Consider the following 14,338-nt stretch of genomic DNA (forward strand, 5'->3'; position numbering starts at 1 on the left):
ACCGAAATGTGACGAGTATTTCAGCGCATCTGCGCGTACACCCGGGGACAAGCCTCATTGAAGGAGCCCCACATGGTCCGCCCCCTCGCCCACCTCAGACGCCTCGGCGCAAGTCTCCTGTTGGCTGCGGCATTCGCCGCGCCGGTTGCAGCGGACATCCCCGCACGCGACGGCTGGGCCATCCATGCCAGCACCAAGGATTACAAGACCCTGCTCGCTGATCTCAAGGCGGCGGTCAAAGCGCAGAACATGGGCGTGGTGACCGAGGCCGGGCCAACGGGCGCTGCCGCCGCCCGCGGCATCACTATTCCCGGCAACCGCATCGTCGGGGTCTTTGCCAATGACTACGCAGTGCAGATCCTTGAACTCTCCACCGCTGCCATGATCGAGGCCCCCATCCGCTTTTACGTCACCGAAGAGGCGGACGGCACCGCGACGCTCTCCTATAAAACCCCAAGCCATGTCTTTGCCCCCTATGTGCCCGAAGCAGGAGAGAAACTCTCTGCCGTGGCCACGCGGCTCGACGCGGTGTTCGGCGCGATCGCCACGGCCGCCCTGCGCGAATGATCCTTTTGACTACAATTTGACGACAAACTGATACGGACTTCTGATGACCCAATCTCTTCGCGCCGCCGATGTTCTGGCCCGCCGTCTTTATGACGCAGGCTGCCGCCACGCCTTTGGCATGCCCGGCGGCGAAGTTCTGACCCTTGTGGACGCACTCACCCGCGCCGGGATCCGTTTCCACCTCGCCAAACACGAAAACTGCGCCGGGTTCATGGGCGAAGGCGTGCATCATAGCGATGGCGCTCCCGCAATTCTGGTGGCGACACTTGGCCCCGGTGCGCTGAACGGGGTCAATGTGGTGGCCAATGCCCATCAGGACCGGGTGCCGATGCTGGTGCTGACCGGTTGCGTCGATGCGGATGAGGCGCAGACCTACACCCATCAGGTGCTCGACCAGCAGGCGGTTTTTGCACCGATCACCAAGGCCAGCTTCCGCCTTGATGCAGCCGCTGCCGATGTGATCGCCGACAAATCCGTCGCCATCGCCACCGAGGCCCGACAGGGGCCGGTTCACATCGATGTGCCGATCACCGTGGCCAATGCGCCCGCCACAGAACGCAACATCCGCCGCGCGCCTGCCGGAGCGACCGCGCCTGCGGGCGCAACACTGGCGCAGGCGCATGATTGGCTCAGGGAGGCCGCGCGCCCGCTTGCGGTCATTGGCCTGGATGCGCTCCTGCCCGGTGGCCCGGAGGCGGTCGCGGCCTTTGTCGAGGCCCGCCAGATCCCCTTTGTCACCACCTACAAGGCCAAGGGTATCCTGTCTGAGGATCATCCCCTGTGCCTTGGTGGCGCTGGTCTCTCGCCGCTAGCGGACCGACATCTGCTGCCGGTCGTGGAGGCCTCGGACCTCATCCTCTGCGTCGGTTATGACCCGATCGAGATGCGCACTGGCTGGCGCGACGCCTGGGACGTCGCCCGCACCCGCGTGATCGACATCACACCTGAAACCAACACCCATTACATGCATCAATCCAGCCTGCCGCTGGTGGCAGACATCCCCGCCACACTGGCAGCCCTCGCGGTTGCACCGCAGCCCGCAACCCTCTGGTCGGGCGGCGAAATTCCTGACGCGCAAAAAACCCTCGCCCAGGCCTTCCCACGCTCTGACGACTGGGGTCCGGCGGGCGTGATCGCGCAATGCATCGAGAGCCTGCCTGCCGATACGCTGCTCACCGCCGACAGCGGCGCGCACCGTATTTTGCTCAGCCAGATGTGGCCCTGCACGGAACCGCGCCAACTGGTGCAATCCTCTGGCCTGTGCACCATGGGCTGCGCCCTGCCGCTCGCCATGGGGCGCAAGCTTGCAGATCCTGACCGCACCGTTGTCAGCTTTTCCGGCGATGCGGGGTTTCTGATGGTGGCGGGCGAGCTGGCAACCGCTGCGGAAATGGGGCTTGCGCCGATTTTCATCGTCTTTGTCGATGCCTCGCTTGCCTTGATCGATCTCAAGCAACGCCAGCGCCAGCTCCCCAATGCGGGGGTGGATTTTGGCCGCCACGACTTTGCCGCTATAGGCCGCGCCTTTGGTGGTGAGGGCCATACGGTCCGCAACCGCAAGGAGCTAAAGACCGCCCTTGACCTTGCCGTCAAAGCAGAGACATTCACGGTGATCGCTGCTGAAATTGACAAGGAAGCTTACGATGGCCGCATCTGAATTCTCGCCCGCCGCCGCTCTGCCACATGGCGCGCTCAAGGGCGTGAAGGTGCTCGATCTGTCGCGCATCCTCGCAGGCCCCACCGCGACGCAACTCCTGGGCGATCTCGGCGCGGATGTGATCAAGGTGGAAAACCCCACCACCGGCGGCGACGACACCCGCCAATGGGGCAAGAGCGTCGCAGAAGACGCTGATCTTACGCCCTATTTCATGGCCGCCAACCGCAACAAACGCTCACTCGCGCTTGATATTTCCACCCCCGAAGGACAGGACATCATTCGCCGCCTTGCGGCGCAGGCCGATGTGCTGGTGGAGAACTTCAAACCCGGCGGGCTGGCAAAATACGGGCTGGATTACGCCTCCCTCCGTGAGAGCTGCCCCCGTCTGGTCTATGCGTCCATATCGGGCTACGGCCAGACCGGCCCGAACCGTGAAAAGCCCGGCTATGACCTGATGGCGCAGGGCTATGGTGGCATCATGTCCCTGACCGGCGACCCCGAAGGCGCGCCGGTCAAGGTCGGCGTCGGCATCGCGGATGTGATGTGCGGCATGTACGCGACCATTGGCATCCTTTCGGCGCTGCGCCACCGCGACCTCACCGGCGAAGGCCAGCAGGTGGAGCTGGCGCTGGTGGACGCGCAGATCGCTTGGCTCATCAATGAGGGGGTGAGCTACCTCAACACCGGCCAAAAACCGCTGCGCCGGGGCAACGAACACCCCTCGATCATGCCCTATGGCACCTATGAAACCCGCGATGGCCATGTAATCCTCGCAGTGGGCAATGACAGCCAGTTCCGCCGTTTCATGGCCTTCCTTGCGCTTGAGGGGCTGGCGGAGGATCCCCGCTTTGCCACCAATCCCGCCCGCCTTGAAAATCGCGGCGCGCTGAATGACATCCTGATCCCCGCAGTCCGGCGCTACAGCACCGATGAGGTGATCACGGCGATGGAGGCGGCAAAGGTCCCGGTCGGCCCGGTGAAAACCCTCGATCAGGTGTTTGAAACCGATCAGGTTGCCGCGCGCGAGATGGTGGTGACCATGCAATCGGGTGACACCCCGCTGCGCCTTCTGGGCAATCCGCTCAAATTCTCACGCACCCCGGTGACATACCGCAAATCGCCCCCTATATGCGGCGCAGACAGTGACGAGATTCTCGCCACTGATACGCCTTTCAAGGACGACTGAAATAGACAGGATTGCTGCGGGCCCGCGGGGCCGTTTCGCAATGTTACAAAACCCGGTGCCACGGCACCCGCGTGCTGCCTCAAACAGCGCAAGCCCGGGTATTTGTGCCGGTTTTTGCTCATCTCACCCCGTTTTCATGTCAGTTTCCTGCCGAAACCCACACGCGGCTTCACCAAAGCGCGAGCGGGGGGCGCGCGGTGTAAACCGCTTCGCTAGCATCACTTTCGACATCTTCAGTATTCAGCTTGTGAAAGTGACCCGCCCATGACCCAGGATATCTTCGGACAGGAGTGCAGCCTCACCGATCCCCGCGCGCTCAGCGAATGGAACGGGGCGCAACTGGGCGTGCTCGCCCACGCGGCGCGCACCGCAAACCACCTTGGGGCCGTGCTGGAGGCCGCCCCCGATTTTGCGCTGGGTCAGGCCATCAAGGGGCTGTCGCTCCTGATGCTGGGACGTGCGGAACTTGTGCCCACCGCGCACGAGGCCCTCGCAACCGCAAAGACCGCCTATGAAGGCGCATTGCCGCGCGAACGCAAATATGTGGACGCGCTGGAGGCTTGGCTTGCCGGGCATCCCTCGCGCGCGATCGCCTGCATGGAGGAGGTGCTGACCCACCACCCCTGCGACACGCTGGCGATGAAACTGAGCCACGGCATCCGGTTTATCCTCGGGGATGCGCGCGGCATGCGGGCCTCGGTCGAACGTGTGCTGCCCGCCTATTCCACCGAACACGCAGGTCATGGCTATCTCTTGGGCTGTCACGCCTTTGCGCTGGAGGAAACCGGCGAATATGACCGCGCCGAAATCACCGGGCGCCAGGCGCTCTGGACCGCGCCGGATGACGCCTGGGGCCTGCATGCGGTGGCGCATGTGCATGACATGACCGGCAATGCCAAAACCGGCCTTGGCTGGCTCAGCGGGCGCGAGGACGCCTGGGCGCATTGCAACAACTTCCGCTACCACGTCTGGTGGCACAAGGCCTTGATGCATCTGGACCTTGGCCAGATCGACGAGGTGATGCGGCTTTATGACGACGAGGTGCGCAAGGACAAGACCGACGACTACCGCGATATTTCCAACGCCACGTCGCTGCTGATGCGGCTGGAACTGGACGGCGTCAACGTCGGGGATCGCTGGGACGAACTGGCAGACCTCTGCGCTAACCGGACCGAGGATGGCAGCCTGATCTTTGCGGATCTGCATTACCTGCTGGCGCTGGTCGGCGGAGATCGTGCATCGGCGACGAACCGCCTGATCCGGCGGATACACGCCGATGGTGCGCAAGCCTCCACTGAAGCCGCGCAAAGAATGGCCGACCCGGGCTGCAGTGTTGCAAAGGGGCTTGAGGCTTTTGGGGAAGGCGACTACGGCACAGCTTTCGGTTACCTCGCTAAGTCACGGGATTCGTTGCAACTTGCAGGTGGCAGCCACGCCCAGCGGGACGTCTTCGAACGAATGACAATTGACGCAGGGCTGCGGGCAGGCAACTGGACGCAAGTGGAGGCCATTCTCGACGATAGACGGGCCAAACGTGGGGGCGGCGAAGACAATTACGCGACCACCCGTCGCGCCCTGATTGCATCCGCGCGGAACAACGGCGGGGCCCAGAGCGTTCCGGCGGAGTGATCCTTTAGGAGATTGAAAACAGATGGCAGAAATCGCGCCCTTTCCGGCGCCTGACAAGGGGAGTGCTCCCCGCGCGGCCGCCAATGCGATGAGTGCCCCGCCCGATGCGGCGGCGGGCGCACCGCGCCCCCGGGACCCGCGCCTGGATTTCTACCGTGGTATTGCGATGTTCATCATCCTGTGCGCGCATATTCCCGGCAACCGCTGGACAGGATGGATTCCGGCCCGGTTTGGATTTTCCGACGCGACCGAGATCTTCGTGTTCTGCTCGGGCATGGCCTCGGCCATCGCCTTTGGCGGGTCATTCGCCCGTCATGGCTGGTGCCTTGGCACCGCCCGCGTGGCCTATCGCTGCTGGCAGGTGTTCTGGGCCCATATCGGCCTGTTTTTCTTCCTCGCCATGTCGATGGCCGCGCTTGATCTCTATGGTGGGTTCGACAAGAGCTATATCGGCTCGCTGAACCTGCACCGGTTCTTCTCCAACACCACACAGCAGATCGTGGGGATCTTCACCCTCACCTATGTGCCGAACTACTTTGACATCTTGCCGATGTATCTGGTGGTCCTGGCCCTGATGCCGGCGGTGATGGGGGTTCGAAAGGCCGGGCTTTGGGCGGTTGCCGGATTGTGCATCGCGCTCTGGCTGCTGGCAAACCCCTATGTGCTCGGTCTTGGCCCCGACGGTCTGTCCCTCCCGGCAGAACCCTGGTCGGACCGCGAATGGTTCTTCAACCCCTTCGGCTGGCAGCTTCTGTTCTTCACCGGCTTTGCCTTCATGGCCGGTTGGCTGCCAAAGCCGCCGGTCAGCCGCACCCTTGCCGTGAGTGCTGCCGCCTTCCTGATCCTGTCGATGCCCTTTGGATCGTGGAAAGTGTTCAGCTGGCTCAACGCCTCCGCCCCGGATCTGGGCGAGGCCATCCGCCCCGCATGGCGCATCACCGACGAATGGCGGGAAAAGACCGACTTTGGCCTGCTGCGCTACATGCACTTCCTGTCGCTGGCGTATCTGGCCTGGCTTGTGGCCGGTGAAAACGGTCAGAACCTGGTGGCGCGCGGCACCTCTGCGCTGTCGCGCCTCTGGGGAAAGATCATCGCGCTGATCACCAAGGTCGGCCAACAAAGCCTTGCGGTTTTTGTATTTTCCATGGCGCTGGCCCGGTTCATCGGCGCCGCGCTGGATCAGACGGATCGCGGTATCCTCGTGACCGCCGCTGCAAACCTTGCAGGCTTCGCCCTCATCATCGGCTGCGCGTTTGGCGCGGCCTGGTTCAAATCCCAACCGTGGAGACGCAAACGATGAGCACATTCAGCCGTCGTGCCTTCCTGCAAACCGCATCCGCCCTGTCCCTGATCGCGGTTGCCCCTGCCGCGCGTGCCACTGCGGGAGGCGAAACCTTCTCCCGCGCTGATGTGATCGCCCGCGCCAAGGCGCTCGCCGAACGTCCGTTCAAGGAACGCAGCTCGGTGCCGGATGACTGGCTTGCCATGAGCTACGATCAGTACCGGTCGATCCAGTTCGATGTGACAAAGGCGCTCTGGGCCGATACCGACCGCAGCTACAACGTGGATTTCTTCCTGCCCGGTCTCTATTTCGAACGCCCGGTCCAGATCCATGCGGTCACCGAGGGCGTCTCCTCCGGCGTGGCCTTCGACATGGCGCGGTTCAAGACCCACCCAGAGATTTCGCCGACCCTGTCGCGCGACGGAGCGTTGGGATACTCCGGTTTCCGCCTGCGAACCGATCTCGACGATCCCGATCATCCGGGCAAGAAGACCGAGTTCTGCGTGTTTCAGGGCGCAAGCTATTTCCGCGCCATTGCAAACGGCAACAACTACGGCCTGTCGGCGCGCGGACTGGCGCTGAAGACCGCCGATCCCGAGGGCGAGGAATTCCCCGAATTCGTCAGCTTCTGGCTGGAGGCCCCGGGGCCGTTGCAGGAAAACATGGTGGTGCATGCGCTGATGGACAGCCCGTCGGTGACGGGTGCCTATCGGTTCGACATCACGCCGGGCAACCCTTGCGTGATGGACGTCACCGCCACCTTGTTCCCCCGCAAGGACCTCAGCCATGCGGGCCTTGCGCCGCTCACCTCGATGTTCCTGTTTGACGGCACCAATCATCAGCGCTTTGACGATTTCCGCCCCGCCGTACATGACAGTGACGGCCTGCTGGTCAAGAACGGCCAGGGCGAGGTGCTGTGGCGGCCGCTCGCCAATCCGACACGCCTGCAAGTGTCCAGCTTCGTGGACGAGAACCCGATGGGCTTTGGCCTGATGCAACGCGCGCGCAAGCTCTCGGATTTCGCCGATCTGGAGGCGCATTATCACCGCCGCCCCTCGCTCTGGGTCGAACCCAAGGGCGACTGGGGAAGCGGCGCCGTGACGCTGGTCGAGATCCCTGCGGACAAGGAAATCTACGACAATATCGTCGCCTACTGGCGTCCCCAGGTGCCTTATGCCGCTGGCACGCGTGTCGATCTTGAGTATCGCCTGACCTGGGGCGATGAACCTGTGCTGGACCTGCCGCGCGTCATCAATACCGCCTCGGGGGCCAAGATCTTTGGCGATCCGGGCCGGCTGATGGTGGTCGACTTCGAGGCGCATCCGATCTTCGAGGCCGCACCGGAGGACTTCTCCATCCACGTCTCCTCCCCGCATCTGGAGACCAGCGACGGCATACTCGAACGCAACCCGGAAACCGGCGGCATGCGGCTGGCGTTTTCCTTTGACCCGGGTGAGCAGACTCACGTCGAGCTGCGAGCGCAACTGCGCAAGGACGGCGCTGCCGCCTCCGAGGTCTGGCTTTATCGGTGGACTGTTTAAATGCGTGACGATTTACCCCCGCCCCTGGTGCCTCCCGAGACTCCGCTGGCGATGCCGGCGCAGGACTTCGGGCGCCGGTTCCACGACGCCAGCGCGCCGGCCTCCGGTGCGGCAGGCGGATCGGATCGCCCCCCCGGTGTTGCGCTGTGGCGCATCCTCGCCTTCTCTCCCGCTATGGTGGCAACGGTAGCACTGGCCTGGGTCATGCAGGGCTGGTTTGCCGCTGATGGCGTGACGCCGCTGGAATGGGTGCTGCTGACGCTGATCGCCTTCAACTTCTTCTGGATCACCTTCACCGTCTCCACGGTGCTCCTGGGTCTCTACAGCCTGGCGCGCACCCGCCCGACGCCCGCGCGGGGACCGCGACGGCCGATGCGCGTTGCCCTTCTGGTGCCGGTCTACAACGAGGTCCCCTGGTATGTACTGGGCAATGCCCGCTCCATGCTGGAAGAGCTGCGCGCCATCGGCGGGCCACATCAATACGAGATGTTCATCCTCTCCGACACCCGCGACCCCGAGATCGCCGCACAAGAGGAACAGAGCGTGCAGGCGCTCCGGGCAGAGCTGCCCGACGGCATCACGCTCTATTATCGCCGCCGCGAGAAGAACACCGCCCGCAAGGTCGGCAACATCCACGATTGGGTGACCCGCTGGGGCGGCGACTACGAGGCGATGCTGGTGCTGGATGCCGACAGCCTGATGACAGGCCGCGCCATCGTGCGCCTCACCGATGCGCTGTCGCGGGATCCGGCTGCAGGCCTCATTCAGAGCTTCCCGCAACTCATTGGCGCGCAATCCGTTTTTGGCCGCATGCAGCAGTTTGCAAATGGCGTCTACGGTCTCGCCTTGGCCGAAGGGCTGGCACGCTGGACCGGGCATGAGGGCAACTACTGGGGGCACAATGCGATCATCCGCACCCGCGCCTTTGCCACCTGTGCGGGCCTGCCGGAACTGCCCACGCTTGCGGGCGGCACCTCGATCATCATGAGCCATGATTTTGTCGAGGCGGGCCTGTTGCGCCGCGCCGGCTGGCGGGTGCGCTTCCTGCCGCGCATTCGCGGTTCCTACGAGGAAACGCCCGCGACGCTGGTGGACCACATCCAGCGCGACCGGCGCTGGTGCCAGGGCAACCTCCAGCACCTGCGCATCCTGTCTGCCACGGGCTTTCACGCCATGTCCCGCTTTCACCTCGCCCATGGCGCCATCGGCTATCTGATGGCGCCGGTGTGGTTCGCGCTCCTGGTGATCTGGGCGCTGATCGGCCATGACGAGGGTGGCTCGGTCATCACCTATTTCTCCGAGAAGAACCCGCTGCGTCCCAACTGGCCCGACATGAGCGAACCCCGGCATGTGGCGGTGATCATTCTGATCTATGCCATGCTGTTGTTGCCAAAGGTGCTGTCCGTGGCGGCGCTGCCCCTCACCGGGCGGCGGCTCGGCGACTATGGCGGTACGGGCCGGTTCCTGCTGTCGATGTCGACCGAAATCCTGCTGGCCATCCTCTATGCACCGATCCTGATGGTGCAGCAGATGATCGCGGTCTTGCGCACGCTGTTCGGGCTGCAAAAGGGCTGGTCGCCGCAGGCACGCGAAGGCGGGCACTACAGCCTTGCCACCCTGTTCAAATGCCACGCGCTGGAAACGGTCAGCGGTGTGGCTCTCTGGGCCGGGATCGCGGCGGGGCTGGTGTCGCTCTGGCTTGCGCCGATCGCGCTGTCGCTGGTGCTGGCCGTGCCGCTGTCAGCCCTGTCCAGCCTGCGCCTGCCGCGAGGGTGGATGGGCACCGCCGAGGTCCTGCAGGAACCCCGCATCAACAAGGCCGCCCGGCACTACCGCAGTCTGCTGCGCCAGAACCTGCAGGGGCCGGACACCCCGGTGCCCGCAGTCGAGTAGGTCAAGACCGCACCGTCGCGGCCTCCCGCGATGGTGCGCATCAGATCCGGCCCGCCGTTTGACCCTTTGGCCAATTGGCCGTTTGAAAGGGGGATCAGTCGGTCTCGGCCTGCGGGCCTGCACCTGCCTCGATCCAGTCGATGACCCGATCCGCCCACCCCGGCGGCACCATGTGCCCTCCGGGAAACAACTCGAACACCAGTTCCGCATCAGCGCCGCACTGCCAGCGACGCAGGCTCAGCTCCCCGTCCTGCCAGATCCTGTCGGGCGCATGGGTGTCGCAGCCCATCGTGTCGCGCCACGATTCCAGCCCGGCCCAGATGTCCCCCTGCGTGAACCGCCCGCCGCCGAGAATCCGCCCTTCCAGAGGCACAACGCCGTCGCGCCAGCCGTGGCTGTGGTAGATCCGCGCCGGTCCGGTGCAGCTCTCGGGCTGCGAACGCCAGAACCCGCCGGACACGGGCAGATAGGCCGCAAAGGTTTCGGGCTGGTCGCAGGCGAGGTAGTTCACCATGAAGGCTCCCGAAGAAAACCCAGCAAGAACAGTGTTCTGCGGATCGATATCAAAGCGCGCCGCCGCATCAGACACCACTGCGGGCAGGAACGCAAAATCATCGCGGCCCTGAAATTCCGGCAGGAAAGACCAGCTGCGCGGCCCGTTGGGACGGCGCGCCCCATTTGGTGCAATCACCGCATAGCCTCGGGCGGTGACCGCCTCCACCATGCCGCGCATGCGCAGAACCCCTTTGGCCGATCCGCCATGACCGTGCAGGAACAGGACGGCCGGGATCGGTGACGGATCGCCCGCAGTGTCTGTTGCCGCCGGAGGCAAGGCGATCTCGTAGCTGCCGCCCGGAATCTCACACTGCGGCTCGACCGGTCCGCACCCTGCGCGGGCGGTGCCGGCTGCGGTCAGCGCCACAGCGACACAGAGCGGGATCAACCGTTCCATGGGCGCACCGGAAGGTCGGACGCCAGCCAGCCGGGTCCGGCCGAGGACCCGTGAAGCCCCTCCGGCACGTCGATCACCTGCTGGTAGCCTGCCGCAAGGAGTTGGCGGCTGAGACGGGCCGAGCGCACGCCCCCTGCGCAGATCAGCGCCACCGGGCGGGTCGGGTCCTGAGCCACGAAGGCGTCGAGCCTGTCGATGAAATCGTCGCGGCGCATGTCCAGTGGCACCGCCCCCTCCGGCACGCCGGTCCGGCGCCATTCGCCCGGGGTGCGAATATCCACCAGCAGGATCTCTCCTGCCCGGGCCTGCGCATGCGCCGCCCGAACGCCGAGCATGCCGCCCTCATGCGACGGGCGATAGCGCGCGAGCCGCCACCAACCGGCAGCGGTCGCGACGCCGATCACGCCCCCCGCGCACAGGAGACGACGGCGCGACATCGCCGTCCTGGGTTCTGACATTTCCATCTGCACCTCCTGCGTGACGGCTCCATAGTCCTTGCCCCGAGGTCCTAGCACAGGCCGCCCGTCCCTGCGCGGCTGTCCTCCTCACTGCGCCATCAAGTTCCCGTCATCACCATGCCGCATCGCGGCAATCGCAGGTTGCGGCCCAAAACATGCGGCCCAGTGTCACATTTTGGCGTTTCCGATGCGAAACAGGCCAGATTCCGTGCGGATTTTCTGGATCAGCACTGGAAAATTCCTTACTCAGCCTACAGCTTGGAGCCTGTTGCCCGACATAAAAACAATATGCCCGACCTGGAGAGTATGACGTGTCCCTTTTCTTGATAGCGGCCTTGCCATTTCTTGGCGCGCTGTTTCCCGCACTGTTGATCCGCGCCGGTCGCAATGCCTCGGCCGCCTCTGCCGGACTGGCCACGGGGCTTGCCTTCATTGGACTGATGCTGCACGCCCCCGCCATTCTGCGCGGCGAGGTTGTGAAGGTCGGTATCGACTGGCTTCCCGCGCTGGGGTTGTCGGCCAATTTCTTTCTGGACGGGCTGGGGTTCCTGTTCGCCACGCTGATCCTCGGGATCGGGCTGCTGATCATCCTCTATGCGCGGTTCTACCTGTCGCGGCAGGACCCGATGGGGCAGTTCTATACCTATTTGCTGCTGTTCCAGGGCGCGATGGTCGGCATTGTGCTGTCCGACAACATCCTGCTGCTGCTGGTGTTCTGGGAGCTGACATCGCTGTCGTCCTTCCTGCTGATCGGGTACTGGAAGCACCTGCCCGAAGGCCGCCAGGGCGCGCGGATGGCGCTGACGGTGACCGGCATGGGCGGGCTTGCCATGATCGGTGGCATGCTGATCCTCGGCCAGATTGCAGGCTCCTATGACATCAGCACCATCCTGCAAAACAAGGAGGCGATCCAGTCCTCCGACCTTTATCTGCCGGCGCTGATCCTGATCCTGATCGGGGCCTTTACCAAATCCGCACAGTTCCCGTTCCACTTCTGGCTGCCGCATGCGATGGCGGCGCCGACGCCGGTTTCGGCCTATCTGCACTCCGCCACCATGGTAAAGGCGGGCCTGTTCCTGATGGCGCGACTGTGGCCGGTGCTCGCTGGCACGCCGGAATGGTTCTATATCGTCGCGACCACGGGCCTCGTGACCATGGTGATCGGCGCGGTGATCGCGTTGTTCAAGGACGACCTGAAGGCGCTGCTGGCGTTTTCCACCGTGTCGCATCTGGGGCTGATCACCATGCTCCTGGGCTTTGGCACCAAATATGCAGCCGTCGCGGCGGTGTTTCACATCATCAACCACGCCACGTTCAAGGCGGCGCTGTTTATGTCGGCAGGGATCGTCGACCACGAGGCCCATACCCGCGACATCAAACGTCTGGGTGGCCTGCGTCACCTGATGCCGGTGACCTTTGTGATCGCCGCTGTCGCCTCGCTGTCGATGGCCGGTATCCCGCCGTTGAATGGTTTCCTGTCCAAGGAAATGATGCTGGATGCGGCAGAGAAGACCACATGGCTCAACTCCGCCTACATGGTGGCCGGGCTTGCGACCTTCGCGGCGATGTTCTCGGCGGCCTATTCCTTCCGCTATATTGCGCATGTCTTCCTCGGCTCCAAGCGCGAGGATTATCCGGCCAAGCCACATGACCCCGGCTTTGGTATGTGGGCCTCGCCTGCACTGCTGGTGGTACTGGTCGTGCTGATCGGTCTGTTCTCGGCCAAGCTGGTGGGCCCGCTTGTTGCGGCCTCCGCCAGTGCGGTGATTGGTGGCGAGAAACTGCCCTATTATTCGCTGAAGCTCTGGCACGGGTTTACGCCCGCGCTCTACATGTCGATCACCGCGGTGGTCGGTGGTCTGGTCCTGCTGGCCCTGCATCGCCCGCTGGAGCGTGCTTGGAACGCCTTGCCCCGCCCCGAGGCCAAGGTGATCTTTGACGCCATCGTGCTCCGCCTGACCGCTCTGACGCAGGGGGTGACGGCAGGGCTGCATGATGGATCGCTCACCCGATATGCGGCGATCATGGTGAGCTTCACCGTCGCCATCTGCATCTTTGCCTATGGCACCGGGACGCTTGGCCTGCCCACGCGAGAAGCGCAAGAGTTCGGCGTGCTGCCGGTGGTCGGTTGGCTGTGTCTGATCGTGGCCACCTGCTGCATCGTGATCTTCCACCGCCAGCGCTTTGTGGCGCTGATCCTGATCGGCATCGTCGGTCTGGTGGTGTCGCTGTCGTTCAACTACCTCTCCGCACCGGATCTGGCGCTGACCCAGATCTCGGTCGAGGTGGTGACAATCATCCTGATGTTGCTGGCGCTCAACTTCCTGCCCAAGGAAACCCCGGTGGAAACGCCCGCCCTGTCGCGCCTGCGCGACGGCGCCATCGCCATCGTTGGCGGTGTTGGCGTCGGGGGGCTGATCTATGCGCTGTTGATGCGCGACTTTGCCTTCCCGTCGATCTCGGGCTTTCACATCGAGAACTCCTACAAGGGCGGCGGCGGCACCAATATGGTGAACGTGATCCTGGTGGATTTCCGGGGCTTTGACACCTTTGGCGAGATCATCGTTCTGGGGATCGCGGCGCTGGTGATCTTTGCCCTGACCGAAGCGGTGCTGTCGACGCGCGTACGGGCCTATCTCCTTAACCGCAAACCCGACATCGAACAGGCGGGCGACAGCCATCCCGGCATGATGGTGGTGGTGACGCGGATGATGATGCCGGTGGCGCTGATGGTTGCGGCCTATATCTTCTTCCGCGGTCACAACCTGCCCGGCGGCGGCTTTATCGCCGGTCTGATCGCGGCGATCGCGGTGATCATGCAGTATATGGCCTCCGGGTTCGGCTGGGCGACAGAGCGCCAGCGCATGCCCTATCACGGCATCATCGGCTCCGGCGTGCTGATCGCCGCGGCCACCGGGCTTGGTGCCTGGTTCAATGGCCAACCGTTCCTGACCTCTGCCTTCGGCTATGTGCACCTGCCGCCGCTGGAGGAATTCGAACTGGCCACCGCCGCGCTGTTCGATCTCGGCGTGTTCCTCGCGGTTGTCGGCGCGGTGATGCTGGCGCTGGAAAGCCTCAGCCGCTTTGCCTGGCAACCGGGCACCTCGACCGAGCACGCCATGGACATCAACCCCGCCCGCGATGACGCGGCGCATGACACCAAAGAGGTCTGA

Annotated in this window: 10 protein-coding genes; 8 read left to right on the forward strand and 2 right to left on the reverse strand. The window is 64.2% G+C overall.

What is annotated here, in order from left to right; genetic code table 11:
- The first annotated feature begins 72 nt into the window (after positions 1 to 72).
- The 7 genes from MHM88_RS11965 (at position 73) to mdoH (ending at position 9,755) form a co-directional block, all read left to right on the forward strand.
- A complete protein-coding gene (locus tag MHM88_RS11965; protein WP_239365048.1) occupies positions 73 to 567 on the forward strand; it encodes a DUF302 domain-containing protein in 495 nt (164 codons plus the stop codon).
- A 43-nt stretch (positions 568 to 610) separates the two neighbouring features.
- Positions 611 to 2,224 (forward strand): thiamine pyrophosphate-binding protein, encoded by a 1,614-nt coding sequence (locus MHM88_RS11970; protein WP_239365051.1) that lies wholly within the window; start codon positions 611 to 613, stop codon positions 2,222 to 2,224.
- Positions 2,211 to 3,410: a CaiB/BaiF CoA-transferase family protein gene (locus tag MHM88_RS11975; RefSeq protein ID WP_239365054.1), complete on the forward strand. Its 1,200-nt coding sequence runs from the start codon at positions 2,211 to 2,213 to the stop codon at positions 3,408 to 3,410. Before MHM88_RS11970 ends, MHM88_RS11975 begins: the two co-directional genes overlap by 14 nt.
- A 264-nt stretch (positions 3,411 to 3,674) precedes the next feature.
- A complete protein-coding gene (locus tag MHM88_RS11980) occupies positions 3,675 to 5,039 on the forward strand; it encodes a tetratricopeptide repeat protein (protein WP_239365057.1) in 1,365 nt (454 codons plus the stop codon).
- Positions 5,040 to 5,061: 22 nt separating this feature from the next.
- A complete protein-coding gene (locus tag MHM88_RS11985; protein WP_239365070.1) occupies positions 5,062 to 6,339 on the forward strand; it encodes an OpgC family protein in 1,278 nt (425 codons plus the stop codon).
- On the forward strand, positions 6,336 to 7,862 hold the full coding sequence (locus tag MHM88_RS11990; protein ID WP_239365072.1) for a glucan biosynthesis protein: 1,527 nt from the start codon (positions 6,336 to 6,338) through the stop codon (positions 7,860 to 7,862). Before MHM88_RS11985 ends, MHM88_RS11990 begins: the two co-directional genes overlap by 4 nt.
- Positions 7,863 to 9,755 carry a glucans biosynthesis glucosyltransferase MdoH gene (gene mdoH, locus MHM88_RS11995; RefSeq protein ID WP_239365074.1) on the forward strand — a complete coding sequence of 631 codons (1,893 nt, stop codon included), beginning with the start codon at positions 7,863 to 7,865 and terminating at the stop codon, positions 9,753 to 9,755.
- Between the two features lie 94 nt (positions 9,756 to 9,849).
- Here the strand turns inward: mdoH and MHM88_RS12000 are convergent, their stop codons facing one another.
- The gene (locus MHM88_RS12000; RefSeq protein WP_239365076.1) at positions 9,850 to 10,707 is read right to left on the reverse strand and encodes a PHB depolymerase family esterase; all 858 of its coding nucleotides are present in this window, start codon (positions 10,705 to 10,707) and stop codon (positions 9,850 to 9,852) included.
- Positions 10,695 to 11,171, reverse strand: coding sequence for a rhodanese-like domain-containing protein (locus MHM88_RS12005; RefSeq protein ID WP_239365079.1), 477 nt, complete (start codon positions 11,169 to 11,171; stop codon positions 10,695 to 10,697). The genes MHM88_RS12000 and MHM88_RS12005 overlap by 13 nt, the downstream gene beginning before the upstream one ends.
- A gap of 305 nt (positions 11,172 to 11,476) precedes the next feature.
- Here MHM88_RS12005 and MHM88_RS12010 point away from each other — a divergent pair, with 305 nt between their 5' ends.
- Positions 11,477 to 14,338, forward strand: coding sequence for a monovalent cation/H+ antiporter subunit A (locus MHM88_RS12010; RefSeq protein ID WP_239365082.1), 2,862 nt, complete (start codon positions 11,477 to 11,479; stop codon positions 14,336 to 14,338).

Source organism: Epibacterium sp. MM17-32, assembly GCF_022348205.1.
Taxonomy (GTDB): Bacteria; Pseudomonadota; Alphaproteobacteria; order Rhodobacterales; family Rhodobacteraceae; genus Epibacterium.

Coding starts and splice junctions, on each gene's coding strand:
- MHM88_RS11965 (WP_239365048.1), top strand. CDS start 73: ATGGTCCGCCCCCTCGCCCACCTCAGACGCCTCGGCGCAAGTCTCCTG.
- MHM88_RS11970 (WP_239365051.1), top strand. CDS start 611: ATGACCCAATCTCTTCGCGCCGCCGATGTTCTGGCCCGCCGTCTTTAT.
- MHM88_RS11975 (WP_239365054.1), top strand. CDS start 2,211: ATGGCCGCATCTGAATTCTCGCCCGCCGCCGCTCTGCCACATGGCGCG.
- MHM88_RS11980 (WP_239365057.1), top strand. CDS start 3,675: ATGACCCAGGATATCTTCGGACAGGAGTGCAGCCTCACCGATCCCCGC.
- MHM88_RS11985 (WP_239365070.1), top strand. CDS start 5,062: ATGGCAGAAATCGCGCCCTTTCCGGCGCCTGACAAGGGGAGTGCTCCC.
- MHM88_RS11990 (WP_239365072.1), top strand. CDS start 6,336: ATGAGCACATTCAGCCGTCGTGCCTTCCTGCAAACCGCATCCGCCCTG.
- mdoH (WP_239365074.1), top strand. CDS start 7,863: ATGCGTGACGATTTACCCCCGCCCCTGGTGCCTCCCGAGACTCCGCTG.
- MHM88_RS12000 (WP_239365076.1), bottom strand. CDS start 10,707: ATGGAACGGTTGATCCCGCTCTGTGTCGCTGTGGCGCTGACCGCAGCC.
- MHM88_RS12005 (WP_239365079.1), bottom strand. CDS start 11,171: ATGGAAATGTCAGAACCCAGGACGGCGATGTCGCGCCGTCGTCTCCTG.